This is a genomic window from Chroococcidiopsis sp. TS-821 (genome assembly GCF_002939305.1).
Lineage (GTDB): Bacteria > Cyanobacteriota > Cyanobacteriia > Cyanobacteriales > Chroococcidiopsidaceae > Chroogloeocystis.
The window spans coordinates 1536976-1553564 of sequence record NZ_MVDI01000001.1; the positions used below are offsets into that span (position 1 = coordinate 1536976).

At 43.5% G+C, this 16589-nt stretch carries 17 protein-coding genes; 11 read left to right on the top strand and 6 right to left on the bottom strand.

The genetic code is table 11. The features are described 5' to 3' along the window. The first annotated feature begins 18 nt into the window (after positions 1–18). Complete coding sequence (locus B1A85_RS06945; RefSeq protein WP_104546129.1) at positions 19–597, top strand: YdeI family protein; 579 nt, start codon at positions 19–21, stop codon at positions 595–597. Positions 598–844: 247 nt separating this feature from the next. Then, complete coding sequence (locus B1A85_RS06950; protein ID WP_104546130.1) at positions 845–1459, top strand: trimeric intracellular cation channel family protein; 615 nt, start codon at positions 845–847, stop codon at positions 1457–1459. A 25-nt stretch (positions 1460–1484) separates the two neighbouring features. Here B1A85_RS06950 and guaD read toward each other — a convergent pair whose 3' ends face one another. The 4 genes from guaD to B1A85_RS06970 form a co-directional block, all read right to left on the bottom strand. After that, complete coding sequence (gene guaD, locus B1A85_RS06955; RefSeq protein WP_104546131.1) at positions 1485–2849, bottom strand: guanine deaminase; 1365 nt, start codon at positions 2847–2849, stop codon at positions 1485–1487. Between the two features lie 132 nt (positions 2850–2981). Further along, positions 2982–4118 (bottom strand): CO2 hydration protein, encoded by a 1137-nt coding sequence (locus B1A85_RS06960; RefSeq protein ID WP_104546132.1) that lies wholly within the window; start codon positions 4116–4118, stop codon positions 2982–2984. A 96-nt stretch (positions 4119–4214) separates the two neighbouring features. After that, positions 4215–5693: an NADH-quinone oxidoreductase subunit M gene (locus B1A85_RS06965; protein ID WP_104546133.1), complete on the bottom strand. Its 1479-nt coding sequence runs from the start codon at positions 5691–5693 to the stop codon at positions 4215–4217. Positions 5694–5737: 44 nt separating this feature from the next. Continuing rightward, the gene (locus B1A85_RS06970; RefSeq protein ID WP_104546134.1) at positions 5738–7615 is read right to left on the bottom strand and encodes an NAD(P)H-quinone oxidoreductase subunit F; all 1878 of its coding nucleotides are present in this window, start codon (positions 7613–7615) and stop codon (positions 5738–5740) included. 578 nt (positions 7616–8193) lie between these two features. Here B1A85_RS06970 and B1A85_RS06975 point away from each other — a divergent pair. The 8 genes from B1A85_RS06975 to B1A85_RS07010 all read left to right on the top strand — a co-directional run bounded on the left by B1A85_RS06975 (position 8194) and on the right by B1A85_RS07010 (position 14238). Continuing rightward, entirely contained in the window at positions 8194–8502 is a 309-nt protein-coding gene (locus B1A85_RS06975) for a carbon dioxide-concentrating mechanism protein CcmK (RefSeq protein WP_015187138.1), read from the top strand. Positions 8503–8566: 64 nt separating this feature from the next. Then, a complete protein-coding gene (locus B1A85_RS06980; protein WP_104546135.1) occupies positions 8567–8911 on the top strand; it encodes a carbon dioxide-concentrating mechanism protein CcmK in 345 nt (114 codons plus the stop codon). Positions 8912–8922: 11 nt separating this feature from the next. After that, a complete protein-coding gene (locus tag B1A85_RS06985) occupies positions 8923–9225 on the top strand; it encodes a EutN/CcmL family microcompartment protein (RefSeq protein WP_104546136.1) in 303 nt (100 codons plus the stop codon). Between the two features lie 105 nt (positions 9226–9330). Continuing rightward, positions 9331–11019 carry a ribulose bisphosphate carboxylase small subunit gene (locus tag B1A85_RS06990; protein WP_104546137.1) on the top strand — a complete coding sequence of 563 codons (1689 nt, stop codon included), beginning with the start codon at positions 9331–9333 and terminating at the stop codon, positions 11017–11019. Between the two features lie 95 nt (positions 11020–11114). Next, positions 11115–11750, top strand: coding sequence for a transferase (locus B1A85_RS06995; RefSeq protein WP_104546138.1), 636 nt, complete (start codon positions 11115–11117; stop codon positions 11748–11750). Between the two features lie 35 nt (positions 11751–11785). Continuing rightward, on the top strand, positions 11786–12568 hold the full coding sequence (locus B1A85_RS26005) for a BMC domain-containing protein (RefSeq protein ID WP_104546139.1): 783 nt from the start codon (positions 11786–11788) through the stop codon (positions 12566–12568). A gap of 366 nt (positions 12569–12934) precedes the next feature. Next, the gene (locus B1A85_RS07005; protein WP_104546140.1) at positions 12935–13840 is read left to right on the top strand and encodes a LysR family transcriptional regulator; all 906 of its coding nucleotides are present in this window, start codon (positions 12935–12937) and stop codon (positions 13838–13840) included. A gap of 101 nt (positions 13841–13941) precedes the next feature. Next, the gene (locus B1A85_RS07010) at positions 13942–14238 is read left to right on the top strand and encodes a hypothetical protein (RefSeq protein ID WP_210404213.1); all 297 of its coding nucleotides are present in this window, start codon (positions 13942–13944) and stop codon (positions 14236–14238) included. Positions 14239–14368: 130 nt separating this feature from the next. On the opposite strand, the gene rpsU is transcribed toward B1A85_RS07010, so the two are convergent. Both rpsU and B1A85_RS07020 read right to left on the bottom strand, forming a co-directional pair. Beyond that, positions 14369–14557, bottom strand: coding sequence for a 30S ribosomal protein S21 (gene rpsU, locus B1A85_RS07015; protein WP_073547617.1), 189 nt, complete (start codon positions 14555–14557; stop codon positions 14369–14371). Positions 14558–14873: 316 nt separating this feature from the next. After that, positions 14874–15179 carry an RNA-binding protein gene (locus B1A85_RS07020; protein ID WP_104546142.1) on the bottom strand — a complete coding sequence of 102 codons (306 nt, stop codon included), beginning with the start codon at positions 15177–15179 and terminating at the stop codon, positions 14874–14876. Positions 15180–15489: 310 nt separating this feature from the next. On the opposite strand from B1A85_RS07020, the gene B1A85_RS07025 reads away from it, so the two are divergent. Further along, entirely contained in the window at positions 15490–16515 is a 1026-nt protein-coding gene (locus B1A85_RS07025) for an isochorismatase (RefSeq protein WP_104546143.1), read from the top strand. The last annotated feature ends 74 nt before the right edge of the window (positions 16516–16589 follow it).

A 16589-nucleotide genomic window follows, 5' to 3' on the forward strand; every position in this document is an offset into this window, starting at 1 on the left:
AGTAGCATAAATCTGATTATGGCAATTGACGATCTCGAAACTTTTCAAGCCCAAGATCGCCAACAGTGGCGGGAATGGTTGGAGAAAAATCATGACACTTCTCGCGGTATCTGGCTTATTTACTACAAAGTAAAAAGTGGTAAGCCAAGCATTCAATATAGCGAAGCAGTAAAAGAAGCATTATGCTTTGGTTGGATTGACAGCAAAGTGAGGTCTTTAGACGCCGAATCTTACATGCAGATCTTCACACCTCGAAAACCAAAAAGTGTATGGTCAAAATTGAATAAGCAGTATATCGAAGAATTGATAGAACAAAATTTGATGACTGCGGCTGGTTTTAAAAAGATTGAAACTGCAAAACAAGATGGTTCGTGGACTACGTTAGATGCAAGCGAAGCTTTGATGATTCCCACAGATTTGCAGCAAGCATTAGAAGCAAATGAAATTGCTAATAAATACTTTGCAGAACTTAGTAATACATCTAAAATGAATATCCTCTTTTGGATTACCAGTGCCAAACGTTCAGGAACAAGGTTAAAGCGAATCGAGCAAACTATCAACTCAGCAGCACAAAATAAAAATCCTCTAGCACGGTAACAAGGTTTATTAAATTATATTTGGTCAAGCAAACATTTTATTTTCAAGCAAATATGAGACGAATATCTTCAGCTATCCACAAAGTGTTTTTTACTTTGAGTTTGTTGATGGATAGCTACAGTCTATATTTGCAGTTGTCAACCCAGCTCAATTAAGTGCAATTCAGTTACTATCGAATATATCTCAATCCAAAATCCAAAATAGGGTAAGCTATTAAGCTGAGTAAGTTTTTGTTTTGATGTAGTTTGTGATTCTTTATCTGCTGGATCTTTTAGGTGTCGGTGTTTTTGCGGTAAGTGGCGCGCTAGCAGCAGGGCGTAAAAGCTTGGATTTATTGGGTGTCGCTGCGATCGCTATTGTCACGGCTATTGGCGGTGGTACGCTGCGAGACGTTTTGCTTGATAACGCAGTATTTTGGATTCAAAATCCTATTTATTTAGTAGTCATTCTATTCTCTGCCGCGCTGACGCTCATCTATACTCGGTTTCGTCAACCACCAGCTAAAGCTCTCTTGATTGCTGATGCGCTGGGTTTAGCATTTTTTGCGATTAGTGGCGCTCAAGGTGTAGAACAAGCGGATTTATCCCGCATTATTGTTGTTTTAATGGGGACAATTACAGGTGTTGCTGGCGGCGTTATGCGCGATGTCTTATTAGCCGAAATTCCCCTGATTCTGCGGCGGGGAAATCTCTATGCAACGGCGGCGATCGCTGGCATTATTGTTTATCTAATTCTGCAACAGTTCGGCATGATGCGATCGCTTGCAGCTTTGCTAGGAATGGCAACAATTACAGCAGTAAGACTAGCTTCAATCGTCTGGGGATTATCCCTTCCAGTATATAGTCTACAAGAGCGTAAATAGTAGAGATTGGGAACAAAAATTATACTTATTCTCCCCTGCTTTCCTGCACCTCTGCTTTCTTGCCTAATGGCTTATAAGCTTCTCCCATAATATACGTAGCATGAATGGCGCGATCGTCTCCTAGCACGATCAGTGCAAAAGCTTGTTCTGCAAGTTCTGCTAACGAAGTCGGGGTTGTCGCCGGATTTCGCAGCGCCATTAGCGGAGTTGCTCGCATGTTGAGAACTACAAAGTCAGCTTCTTTTCCAACGTCAAAGTTACCGATTTTATCTTCTAAAGACAAGGCTTTTGCACCGCCAAGCGTTGCTAAAAATAGTGCTTGAAAGGGAGATAGCTTCTGATTTTGGAGTTGAGCAACTTTATACGCTTCACTTGCCGTGTCTAACAGCGAAAAGCTTGTTCCCGCGCCGACATCAGTACCTAAACCCAGTTTGACTGGATGTTCTACGCATTTAGCTTTATTCAGCTTAAATAACCCACTTCCTAAAAATAAATTAGAAGTTGGACAAAATGCGATCGCTGACTTGGCTTGTGATAATCTCTGAAATTCTGCGTCTGTGAGTTGGACTCCGTGCGCAAACACCGAGCGATCGCCGACTAATCCGGCGCGATCGTATACGTCTAAATAACCTTGACTTTCAGGAAATAGCTGTTTTACCCACTCTACTTCATTGACATTTTCTGATAAATGTGTATGCAGATAAACATCAGGAAATTCTGCTAAAAGTTTTCCTGCTAGCTGCAACTGTTCAGAAGTTGATGTAATCGCAAATCGCGGCGTAACCGCATACTGCAAACGCTCTTTTTTATGCCACTTTTGAATCAGTTGCTTACTTTCTTGATAAGATGTTTCAGCAGTATCTAAGAGGTTGTCAGGTGCATGACGATCCATCATTACTTTACCAGCAATCATTCTTAAATTTCGCCGACTTGCTTCTTCAAAAAAAGCCTCAACTGATTGCGGATGAACTGTAGCAAAAACAAGTGCCGTTGTTGTACCGTTTTTTAGTAATTCATCAAGAAAAATTGCCGCAATTTTTTGTGCGTATGCTCGATCGCTAAATTTTGCCTCAGTAGGAAAAACGTACTGATTCAACCATTCCAAAAGCTGCTCGCCATACGCAGCAATCATCTCTGTCTGAGGAAAATGAATGTGTGTATCAATAAATCCTGGCACGATCAACATTCCAGGATAAGCAGTTATTGGAACTTCTTTATACTTGCTTTCTAAGCTTTGATAATGTCCTAATTCCTTAATTTTACCATTTTCGATAACAAGTAATCCATCGGCAATGTATCGAACACTTTCAGCTTCAGAAACATAAAATGGATCGTCAACAAAGTCGAGGAAAGCACAACGAAAAGCTTTAAGTGACTTTTGTGATAGCATTAAGCAAAAATATTGTGTTTTTATGAACAAAATTGTCGTATATGATTAATTCATTACGACTTTTATCAAATAGAAATTTGATTTTTATTTACCTTATAAGAAAACACAATTTAATTATGTTGCCGATAAACATTATGCAACTTGTACATCTTGTAATCGTGAAGTCATAAATCGATCCATCCAATTGACTAAGAATGCGCGATTTGCTGCTTGTTCTTCAGGAACCGTTGTATCCACTGGATGCGGCATTAAACCTAAAATTGCGGCGTTGGTGACGCAAAACATCGACTTTTGGAAACTAATACAAATTTGTACGCGTAAGTCGTCTTCTCCGCGACGGCTGCGTTTTTGATACAGTTTGTGCAAATAGTCTGGGAGAAAATGACGCATATCTTGCATTAATAAAGTAGGTGGAATTCCTGCACCACCAACAGGTAGAGGATCGGCATAAAGTGCGCCATACGCAAATCGTGCTTGATCGGGGGGAATTTGGTGCGCTTGAGCGTTGTAGGAGACAGTACCTGGAAAGGGTGTACCGCGAAAGAACACGGCTTCCACATAAGGTATAGCTGTATCAGCAAGAAAAGTTAAGCCGACCGATTTAGGAACAATATCGTAGACTTTACCGCGTAGTTTGACAGAGTAAGTTATGGGTAGCGCTGCTGCCTTGACTAAGCCTGCTTTAATATGCTCGACAACTTGAGGGATTGTTTGAATTTCTCCTTTGTCGTAGCGATCCGACAATGCTATGAACATATCGCTCATCACGCGCCAAAATTGACCTAAGGCGCTGTAGTATGCTAAAACACGGACTTGTTCGGTGAGAAAGTCAGGAAACAGTTGGTTTAATCCCAACATGAAGGGATTATTTTTGAATTTAGCTTGAATCGCAGCGGCGGCGCGTAATTTGAATTCGGCTGAATCTAAATACTTATCTAAGCCACCACCACCATGCCATAGCATTGCTTTCATGCAGTACTCGGCATATTCAAAGTTAATGCGATCGTGCCACCAGTGGCGGAGAAGTTTTCGGAAAGAAATATCGCCGTTAAAGTATTTGAAAAAGGGAAACAAAACAAGAAATTGATTCTCAGAAATGTAAATTAGGTTCTTGGAGTAAGCATCCAATACGATACCGTAGCTTTTGAGAATACCGACAACATCGAGAACATTTTCAGAAGAATCAGGAAGCAGTGTTTTTCCAGTTTCGATGCGCGTAATATATTGAGCAAAGGGATGGTTAAGAGGCTTATTGGTGATGCTGACCATCTACTTCTCCTAATACCGTTTCACGTTCAAGTTGATACAAGGCAGAGAAAGAACTAGCTACTAGTTACCAGTTGTTAGCCACTCTTGACTACTTACCTATTGCGATCGCTGCGCAATTACTGGAATTGGACTCATTGCCGTTGTCGCTGGTTCACTCCAACGGATCAGCCAACTTGGTTGTAATCCAAAAATGACAATTAAAATGGCTAAGACAACCGCAGGGGCGCGATCGCGAAAATACACGCGGGGTAGATCGATAACTTGCGGGGAAAGGCGACCAAAAAACACGCGATTGATCAGTAATAAGAAGTAAACTGCAGTTAAACCAGTACCAACCATTGATAGTATAGTTTGCGTGGGAAATACGGGAAAACTACCCCGAAATACCAAAAATTCAGCCATAAATCCTACCATGCCAGGAATACCCGCGCTTGCCATGACACCCAACACCATTAAACTGCCAATGAGCGGTAAACCGCGCTCAGGGTTGAGTAAACCACGCAAAGTTTCGATATCGCGACTGCCTGTTTTGTTGTAGACAACGCCAACGAGTAAAAAGAGTAATGCCGAAATTAATCCGTGGCTAACCATTTGCAAAACACTTGCCAAGATACTTAGCGGCGTTGCGGCGGCGGCGGCGAGGAGGATATAGCCCATGTGTCCAATGGAACTATAGGCAACCATTTTTTTCATGTCAGTTTGCGCGATCGCACACGAAGCACCGTACAATACGCTTGCCACTGCCCAAATTGCTAAGGCTGGTGCTAACACTTCCCATGCTTGCGGCAATAAGCCTAAACCAAAGCGCAGTAAACCATACGTACCCAACTTCAGAAGAACACCTGCAAGTAATACGGATATTGGTGTTGAAGCTTCTACGTGCGCATCTGGTAGCCAAGTATGTAAAGGAACGAGCGGAATCTTGATGCCGAAAGCGAGTAAAATTCCGCACAGTAGCACAATTTGCGTTGCTAAAGGCAAAGCGTTCGTGTCTAACGTCGCTAAAGCGAAACTCGAAGCGCCACTTAACCAAACTAATCCTAAGAAACTTGCTAAAAGCAATATTCCAGAGATAGCAGTATAAATTAAAAACTTCGTTGCTGCATAACTGCGCCGCTGTCCTCCCCAAATTGCAATTAACAAATACAGCGGAATCAGTTCTATTTCATAAAAGAGGAAAAACAAAAGCAAGTCTTGTGCTAAAAATGCCCCATTTACTGCTGCACTCAAAATGAGAACGAGTGAGTAGTAAAAGCGCGAACGGTGGATATCTTCATCGCTGCTGTAAATTGCAATGCAGGTCAGTAAACCGTTTAATATCAATAGCGGTAACGATAAACCATCAACACCTAAGTGATAGTTTAGACCGATTGCCGTAATCCAGGGAATAAATTCGGAAAATTGCTGGCTGACATTAGTCGGATTAAACTGCGCTGCGAGAACAATAGTCAGCAAGAAGGAGAAACTAGCGAATATTAAAGCAATGTTACGCGAACTTTTAGGGGCGATCGCTTTCGGGAAAAAACCTATAATTGCTGCACCAATTAACGGTACTAAAATCAAAGCACTTAGCATTGATAAACGAGATCCTCAATACAACACAGTGACTAAAAGCGTATTTATCTCTGAATGGCTTCCCAGAATAATTGCCAGTGAGCGAGTAGACCAAATGACCAACTAATCAAAAAACCGAGTAAACTGACGCCAAAGATAATTGTGAGTAAATAAAGCTGTGATTGCCCAAAGTTACTATATTTCAAGCCTTGCCCGCTAATAATCGTTGCGATACCGACTAAATTGACGAAGCCATCAACTAAGTAGCGATCGACCCACGCACTCAACCGCGACATGAAGTTAACTGCACTTACAACGGTTAAGCGATACAAGCGATCGACATAGAAGTCGTAGCCTAATAAATCTTGAACGAATCGCCAGGGTAGCTGAATTGACCGCGACCATGCTTTGTGGAGGTAGATCGTTGAGCCGATCGCTAGTCCCAAAACGCTCGATAATACAAGAACTAATGTTGCTGACCAATTGATATCTGTCCAATTTGGCAGCAGTTGCCACTGTTGTAACAAAAGCGGTACTAACAGTGTTGTGATGGTTAAACTTACCATTGGTACAGCCATTTGCCAAGCAACTTCTGGCGCGCGGCGCGTTTTTGGTTGTGGTTCGCCCCAGAACACCAAACGGAATACACGGGTAAGGTTTAAGGTTGTTAAGCCATTCGTCAAAAACAGGATCGCGACAATCCACGGATGACTATTCCAAAAACCATCAACCCATTGCAGCTTTGCCCAAAAACTGCCCAAAGGTAGCAGCGTCACCATACCTGCGGCTCCTACAACGTAAGCTGTCGTTGTTGCAGGCATCCGCGACCACAAACCGCCCATTTCGGTTAAATCTTGCGTATGCGTAGTCAAAATGACCGATCCGGCACTCATGAATAATAATGCTTTAGCGATCGCGTGTGTAAATAACAGTACCAGCGCTACCCCACCTTGTTCCATTCCTATCGCAATAAAGACTAACCCCATGTACGCACTTGTCGAATGCGATAAGGCGCGCTTGATATCGATTTGTGCTAATGAAACCAACGATGCACCAATCGCCGTGACTGTCCCCAGAATGACCAAAGCATCGAGCGCTACAGGTGAGAGCACTAAAATTGGTTGTAGTTTAAACAGCACATACGCGCCACCCGCAACGACCATTGAGTTTCGCAACACCGACGCGGGGTTTGGTCCTTCCATGGCTTCATCCAGCCAAAGATGCAGTGGAAATTGCGCGCATTTACCTGCTGGTCCCGCAATTAATGCCAAACCTAACAAGGTCGCAGTTAAAGGGGATAGTTCCGCGGTTTGTGCCCATTGGTTCAATTCGGAAAAATTCAAACTCCCTGCCATTGCTGAGAGCGTTACAACTCCCATCAATAGTAGGATATCTCCAACACGTTTGGTTAAAAATGCATCGCGCGCTGCCGTCACGACAAGTGGCTGTGCGTACCAAAATCCTACTAACAAATAAGTTGAAAGTGTGAGTAATTCCAGTAAGACGTAACTGAGAAACAAGGAGTCACTGAGGGCAATACCGCTCAAAGCAGCTTCAAAAAAACCAATTAGGGCATAGAATCTTGCCAAAGCCCAATCCTTTTCCATATATCCCAAAGCATAAATTTGGGCTAAAAGGCTCAAACCGGCAATTAAAACTACTCCTCCCATACTTATAGCCGATAGCTCTACTGCGACTGATAAGTCCAAATCTGCAGCTTTAAACCAAGTAAACAGTAAACTTTGCGGCTCTTGGTTCCAGATGTCTTTCCAAACAATTAAACTATGTACAAAAGCTACTCCTGTCATTACCAAATTTAAGTAAGCCGCCGGTCGAGGACCAGTGCGCCGTACGATTCCAGTCGCCCAAGGTAGTGTCAAAATAGCGCCAATTAATCCATAAAAAGGCACCCACCAACTTGTTAAAAATAACGTCTGATTCATTCCAGTTTTCCAAACAAATTTGCAATTTATAATGTTAATTTAAAGTGGTTTAATGGTATTAAACAACTAGAATAATTGCAAATAATAAATCAAAATTGATTTTGCTATATTCTGCTTTTAATCTAGATAAATCTCTAGCTTCGTTTACTAATAACTTGAGAATATTCAGTTTTATCAAAACTTTTGTTCTCTCGATTAAAGCTTACTTTGGTCAAAGCGTAGCTTGACGGAAGCCGAACTAGACAGCAAAGATGTTCTTCTGTCATACCGCTACAGAATGAAAGATTTGTTTCATCATTTCGTTTGAACCCAAAGTAATAAAGAAATTATAAAACAGAAGTTCCATCGCTAGAAACCGATCAACTTCGATGAAGTAAAAGCAACCAATCATAAGGTGTTAAGTTTTTTTAAAGTATCCTATTTTAAATTATAATAGAAATTAATATTGTCAAGAGAGCCAAGCTTTCCTATGCTTAATTTGGAGATGCTTTTGTACGTTACAAATGGCATCCCCGTCAATTTTTCTGTAACAGCCTGATTGGTAGTAGTTATTGCTTTAATTACATAGGAGGTCTGCGATGCCAATTGCAGTGGGAATGATTGAGACGAAAGGCTTTCCAGCAGTGGTGGAAGCAGCCGACGCCATGGTCAAAGCTGCGCGGGTGACGCTTGTTGGTTATGAAAAAATTGGCAGTGCGCGTGTCACAGTGATTGTGCGCGGAGACGTTTCCGAAGTGCAAGCTTCGGTAGCGGCTGGAGTCGATGCTGCCAGACGAGTCAACGGCGGTGAAGTTGTTTCGACTCACATTATTGCCCGTCCTCACGAAAACTTGGAGTACGTGCTGCCAATTCGCTACACCGAAGCCGTCGAACAGTTCCGCATGTAACTAACGGAATTGCGTTTGAGGTGCATCAATTTTTTGCTAAATACACTTATAAGGAGTAAAACCGATGTCAATTGCCGTCGGAATGATCGAAACACTAGGCTTTCCAGCAGTTGTAGAAGCAGCTGATAGTATGGTTAAAGCTGCACGGGTGACGCTTGTTGGTTACGAAAAAATCGGTAGTGGTCGCGTTACCGTCATTGTGCGGGGCGATGTTTCTGAAGTCCAAGCTTCAGTCGCTGCGGGTATTGACAATGTCAAGCGCGTTAATGGCGGTCAGGTATTGTCAACCCACATTATTGCTCGCCCTCACGAGAACTTGGAGTATGTCCTGCCAATTCGCTATACCGAAGCAGTAGAACAGTTCCGCGAGAGCACAAACGCGATTCGCCCCTACGGAAACCGACTGTGATGTAAGGCGTAATGCAAATTGCAAAAGTTCGTGGCAACGTAGTCAGCACTCAAAAAGAACCCAGTCTTCGTGGTGTAAAGCTGCTGTTATTACAACTTGTTGATGAAGAAGGGCAGCCTTTACCGAAATACGAAGTTGCAGCAGACAATGTAGGTGCAGGAGTCGATGAGTGGGTGTTGGTAAGTTGTGGGAGTGCCGCTCGGATTGTTCAAGGAAACGAGCAGCGCCCACTTGATGCTGTGGTAGTAGCGATTATTGACAGTGTTCGCGTTGAAGATCGCCTTATTTACAGTAAGAAAGACCAATATCGATAAGTACGCGCTTTGGATGAACGGATGAATTACAGAATGACAGATACTTCGCTTGTAGGGTCTGCATTCTGAATTCTAAGTTCCGCAGTAATTAGGAGGAAATTACCGATGGTAGTCCGCAGCCTGGCTGCCCCCCCGACGCCTTGGTCAAAAAATTTAGTAGAGCCAAAAATTGAATCAAGTGCATTTGTACATCCATTTTCTAACGTTATTGGAGATGTAACTATAGGAGCGAATGTGATGGTCGCTCCTGGAACTTCTATTCGTGCTGACGAGGGCGCTCCTTTCTATATAGGTGAAGGAACTAATATTCAAGATGGCGTTGTCATCAATGGTCTAGAACAAGGTCGTGTCATTGGCGATGACGGAAAACAGTACTCAGTGTGGATCGGGAAAAACACTTCGATTACGCACATGGCATTGATTCACGGTCCTGCTTATATTGGAGACAACTGTTTTATCGGCTTTCGCTCCACAGTATTTAACGCTCGCATAGGACATGGTTGCATTGTGATGATGCACGCCTTGATTCAAGATGTGGAAGTTCCCGCCGGTAAATTCGTGCCTTCAGGAGCAGTCATCACGAATCAACAGCAAGCTGATCGCTTACCAGATGTTGAAGCAGACGATAGAGAATTCGCTCGTTATATCGTAGGTGTCAATGATGCCTTGCGAGCCGGATATCTCTGTGCCAGTGATGAAGCTTGTATAACGTCAGTTCGTAATGAGCTTAATCGCACCGCAAGTTCAGATAGTTCTAATGGTTCCAGCCGCAATTCTACTTCTTCTATGATGACAAGTCCTTACCTCAGCCCAGATACAGTAGCACAAGTCCGACAACTCTTACAGCAAGGCTATAAAATCGGTACCGAACACGTTGACGAACGGAAGTTTCGGACAGGTTCTTGGAAAAGCTGCACTCCGATTAGTGCTACCCGCGAATCGGAAGTGATTGCCGAACTGGAAGCTTGCATGGCAAATCATGCGGGTGAATACGTGCGGATGTTTGGCATTGACCCCAAAGGCAAGCGCCGCGTTATGGAAAGTATTATCCAGCGCCCCGACGATCAGCGAACTGCCAAACCAGCAACCACCAGGGAAAACAGCTATAGCTACAGTGGTAGTTATCGCAGTTATCAACCGTCAGCTGCAACAACTTCAACAGCGAGCGGACAGCTCAATCAAGATACAGTAGCCCAAGTCCGGCACTTGATTCAGCAAGGCTATAAAATCGGTACCGAACACGTTGACGAACGCCGATTCCGCACCGGATCTTGGCAAAGCTGTACTCCGATTAGCGCCAGTAGTGAATCGCAAGCGATCGCCGAACTAGAAGCTTGCATGGCAAATCATGCAGGCGAGTACGTGCGGATGTTTGGTATTGACCCCAAAGGCAAGCGCCGCGTCATGGAAACAATTATTCAACGTCCAGATGGCAACCATGTAGCAGCGCCAGTAAGTTCAAATAGCCACCGCAGTCCGATTCGCAGCCAACCACAACCCGTACCTGCTAACAATAATTCTTACGCAGGCAGCACGCGCTTGCAACCAGAAGTCGTCGAACAAATTCGCCAACTGATTGCCGCAGGTAATCGCGTGAGTGCAGAACACGTCGACCAGCGGCGGTTCCGTACGGGTTCGTGGGCAAGTTGTGGACCTGTTGATAGCACGAGTGCTGCAGCGGCAATCGCCGCGATTGAGTCGTTTCTTTCGGAGTACGAAGGAGAGTACGTACGCTTAATTGGCATCGATTCTAACAAACGACGGATCTTAGAAACGATTATTCAACGACCTTAAGTAAGCACCCCTACAAGCAATGACAAGTTTCGTTAGACTTGTGGGTAGCTTGCGACAGCTTAATCACATTTTATCCGGCCGAGGTTTCCATTCTAATGTATGTGCCGCCACTGCGTCCGCCTAGTCATGATGATTCCTACATCAGTGGCGAAGTTACCATTGATCCTAGTGCGGCGATCGCACCAGGAGTCCTTTTGCAAGCAAGTCCCAATAGCCAGATTATTATCGGCGCGGGAGTTTGCATTGGGATGGGTTGTATTCTTCACGCTTACGAAGGCACGTTAGAAATAGAGGCAGGAGCGAGTCTCGGGTCGGGTGTTTTGGTGCTGGGTAAAGGGAAAATTGGCGCAAATGCGTGTATTGGTTCGACAGCTACGATTTTGAACGCGTCGGTCGAACCGCAACAAGTCGTCATGCCAGGTTCGCTCGTCGGCGATAAAAGTCGTATTGTTGCGACGCGCCCAACTGTGGCGGACGTTGATACAATCAATGAAACCGCCCCCCCTGCTTCGGACGAAACCACAAATGGCGATCGCTCCCCTCCTATGAATACACCGCCTCCTACACCACCCGAGCCTGAGCCTGCTGATGCAGCGTCTTCACCGCCACCTACAACTCAAAAAGTCTATGGACAAGCACAATTGAATCGTATGCTGTCAACGATGTTTCCCCACCGCCAAGCCTTAAACCGCCCCCTACAAGATGGTCAGTCTCCTTCTGATCGACCTTAATTTAACATTCTGATCTGTTCTCATGGAGGTTTAAGATGGAGACACCAAACCCAGGATTCGCTCCCAAAGAGCAGTTCAGCCGCAAAGACGATCTAAGGGAAAGCGCCTTGGGCTTAGTTTCAACCTTGAGCTTTCCGGCAATTATCCAAACTGCTGATGCCATGCTGAAGTCCTCAGAAGTGACGTTGGTAGGATTTGAAAAGATCGGTAGCGGTCATTGTACTGCGATCGTGCGTGGTAAAGTGGCCAGCATTCGCTTAGCGGTGGAAGCAGGAGCACAGACAGCAGCCGAGTTTGGTCAGCTGGTTTCGACGTTGGTCATACCGCGACCCTTACCTAATCTGGAAGTTGTGTTTCCCATTAGTAACCGCTTATCGGACTTAGCTCAGTTTGAGCGCGATATTCGCGTGAGTAGTCAAGCAATTGGTCTAGTGGAAACGCGCGGGTTTCCGGTTATGGTCGGTGCAGCTGATGCGATGCTCAAAGCAGCTGATGTTCAGTTAATGTCGTACGAAAAGATCGGCGCGGGGCTATGTACTGCCATTATTCGCGGTGCAGTCGCAGATGTTGTCGTCGCGGTCGAAGCAGGAATGCAAGAAGCTTTACGCATTGACGCTGATTCGTTAAATGCAGTAACTGTGATTCCTAGACCTTTAGATGACTTAGAGCAAAACTTACCTTTAGCAAGTTGTCTTTTGGAAGAACAACCCAAGCCACTGAAGTTACCAGTAGCAATCAAAGATAAGACGCCTGAAGCTGAGCTGATCAAATTACCGGATCTAGCTGCAATACCAGTAGAAATTCAGCAGGAAGAGTAAATTTTTAAAGTTTTGTCATCATACCTTTCTCTCATATCTCTCATAATTGTTTGTTTATTGATGGAGTAAAACCGAAGTCACAGCCTTGGAGTCGAGTTGATTGGTAGCCTGGATGCCAAAATAAAGAAAAGCGCTGCACACTGATAGTATGATGAGAGTGGCACGTTCGCCGCAGATAGGAGAGTAGTTATTGCTCGCACAGCAGACTATCTTGTAAATGTGCAACGCTTGGACAGAAGGGATCTTACGCTCTTGTTGTTGTTTTGATAATAACCGCAAACTCTTATAAAGAAAAGCCATTATTTCTGATAGTAATAATAGAATAATATCTATAACACCTCCTTGAACATTAAAGGAGAGGGAACCTTGAAGCAAGCGACGCTTCATCAATTAAAAGTCTTTGAAGCTGCAGCACGGCATGGTAGCTTTACGCGAGCAGCGGAAGAGTTATTTCTAACTCAACCAACTGTCTCGATGCAGGTAAAACAACTCACCAAAGCAGTGGGTTTACCACTATTTGAGCAAGTCGGCAAACGGCTTTACTTAACAGAAGCAGGCAAAGAATTGTTTACGACTTGTCGAGCTATTTTTGAGCAGCTAGCGCAGTTAGAAATGACTGTGGCTGATCTTAAGGGCTTAAAGCAAGGACAATTAAAGTTAGCCGTGATTACAACTGCTAAATATTTTGTACCGCGTCTGTTAGGTCCATTTTGCCAGCGCTATCCTGGTATTGATATCTCTTTACAAGTTACGAACCACTCAGGCATTCTCGAACGATTGACGGATAACCTAGACGATTTGTATGTCATGAGTCAGGTTCCAGAACACTTAGACGTCGTGTTTCAACCATTTTTAGATAATCCACTAGTGGTACTAGCACCCGCAAATCATCCGCTAGCCCATGAAAAAAATATTTCGCTCTCACGGCTAGCAGAAGAACCTTTTATTATGCGCGAACCTGGTTCAGGAACGCGGAAGGCAGTGCAAAAACTCTTTGCCGCGCACGATATTTCGGTAAAAGTCAAATTAGAACTTGGTAGTAACGAAGCGATTAAGCAAGCGATCGCTGGTGGTTTGGGGCTTTCTGTTTTGTCTCGCCATACCTTAACGCCCGACGGCGCTAGTAGCGAATTGACAGTACTAGACGTAGAACATTTTCCAATTCATCGCAACTGGTATGTCGTCTATCCCAACGGTAAGCAGCTTTCCGTTGTGGCACGTACTTATTTGGAATATTTACTCGATGCTGCCAAACAATTTGCTACCTCTTAATCGCTCGCATCAAATTAGTTTTAGGTACTAGACCAATAGCTGGATAGCTTGAACTATTTACTAAACTGTCAAGTTAGCGTTGGCGCAATGGCAGCAGCAAGTTGCCAAATAGTACTAAAAAGTTAAAAATCATGGTCAAAACTTGGAAAGTGAACTGGAAGGGTCATGAGATCCTTACTAAAAATAGATGGTTTAGAGGAGAGCAGCTCTACATTGATGGTGTGCGCTGCGATCGCAGGCAAGGTCTAGGTTTCACTAGCGAACTTAGAGGACAAATTAAAGATGCCGAAGGGTCTGTACATCTTGTTACAGCAAAATTCCGTCAAGGCTCATTTGGAACAAGAATCCTTTGTCATATTTTTGTTGACGATCAATGGGTTGGCGGCGATTTGATCTAGAGATTCAGTCGAGTTCTGAAGGTAATTCACCTTATTCGCCTGTGAAGGTTGAGTTTAAGTAATTCAGTAACCATTGACCTAAAATGAAAATAAGCAGACATGGTTTCGTCTGCTTACTACCTAATAGTAATTACCCTCTACTTTGAAAACGCCGCTTACGTCTTCTCGCAACTGCTTTACGCTTGCGCTTTTCAATTGGAGTTTCAAAGTGACGCTTACTCTTGATATCTGGTAAAATCCCGGCTTTGGAAACTTGACGCTTAAATCTTCTCAATGCTGACTCAAAATTTTCATTTTCACCGACAACAACTTGGGTCATTCTATTTCCTCTTAACTACAATTTTTGGCATCGCGATCGCCAATTCAAAAAATATTTACAACGTCACTCCCGTATTCAATGACGAATAATAAAGCGTGAAAAATGCTAGGTATAGTTAATTAACTAAATTCGTTTGCAAACAAAAAAATGCTAGGTAGCAAAAGCACAATATATTTTTTATAAAGTTAAAAGTTATTCAGTTTTTTAACTCTTAATAAGATTTTGTATTAGCGATATGCACAACTTTATGTGGATACGCTTGACGGCATTCACTCTAACAGGGCTAATACAACGTACTCAAGTTATGAGTACGTGCTTAGTAGCGTTTTGAGTAATTTTGGTTTCTGCTACCCCAATTACCGCTGCTTGAACGTTTGTCTTCGCGGGGTTTAGCTTTATTAACTTTCATTGTTCTTCCCATCCACTCCGCGCCATCGAGTGCTTCAATGGCACTAGCTTCCGCAGCTTCACTTTCCATTTCTACAAAGCCGAAGCCACGAGGCAGTCCTGTTTCGCGATCCGTTGGCAGCTGTACGCGCTTTACAGTACCATATTCGGCAAAAATACTACTGAGATCGTCTTGAGTAACTTCAAAGGACAAGTTACCGACGTAAATTGACATTGAATCTCTCCTGCATCGACTTTTGTAGAGAGTTCGATCCGGAGAGGCGCTTGTGAATTATAAACAAACACTACCGCCGAATTTACTTCTCGCCTACCAGCTTAACATACAACTTATATAGTAGAGATCGAGGGTCAAAGATCAAAGGTCAACGATCGGCATTCAGAAAAATGAAGATTGGTTTTGAGCTGCTAGAGTAACCTAATTTTTGCAACAAGTCGATAGGCTTAGTTTGCTGATAACTAAGTAAAGATTAACGGCACGCAAAAACTGATGGAGTTAATCATAATGAGAATAAAAACTCATACCTATGGATACTCATCAATTACCAATTCCTATATTCTTTGCGCCTAGTAAAGTCAGCGAAGTATGGCGCGTTCCTTACCAACAACGCGCGCAAGAAGCCGCAACGTGGAGCAAAAAGTATAATATTACACCAGCCAGTGAAGATAAAATTCGCGTTGGGTTGCTTTTAGTTGACGTTCAGAATACATTTTGTATACCTGGGTTTGAACTATTTGTCGGTGGTAAATCTGGCATAGGTGCGGTTGAAGATAATGTTCGTTTGTGTGAATTTATCTATCGCAATTTAGGAGTAATTAGTGCGATCGCCGCCACAATGGATACTCACACGGCAATGCAAATTTTCCACCCTGTGTTTTGGATTAACGACTCTGGAGAGCATCCTGCACCTGCCACTTTAATTACTCCTGAGGAAGTAGCACGAGGTATCTGGAAGGTCAATCCAGCTGTTGCTGCGAGTATTAGTGGCGGAAATTATCAAGCACTACAAAACCATGCCTTGCACTACGTTAATCAGCTAACACATCATGGCAAATATCCTTTAACGGTATGGCCTTATCACGCCATGCTGGGTGGTATTAGTCATGCGTTGGTTTCTGCAGTGGAGGAAGCAGTGTTTTTCCATACTATTGCTCGTAAAACTCAGGCAAGGTTTGAAATTAAAGGTAATAATCCGTTAACTGAAAATTATTCAGTACTGCATCCAGAAGTTTTAATAGGTGCTGATGGTCAACCAATCGCGCAAAAAAATACAGACTTAATACAGTATTTATTAAAATTTGACAAACTGATCGTTGCAGGTCAAGCTAAAAGCCACTGCGTCGCGTGGACAATTGATGATTTATTAACAGAAATTAAAAGCAGAGACGCCAGCCTAGCACAAAAAATTTATTTGCTCGAAGATTGCACTTCTCCTGTTGTTATTCCTAACGTGGTAGATTACTCCGAACAAGCTGAAGCCACTTTTGAACGGTTTGCCACAGCAGGAATGCATTTGGTGAAATCGACGCAAGCGAGTGATTGGTTAGCGTAATAGGTAATGGGTGATAGAAATTCTTTTTACCAATGATCAGTTACCATTTACCAGTCTTTAAGTTACGCTGGTTT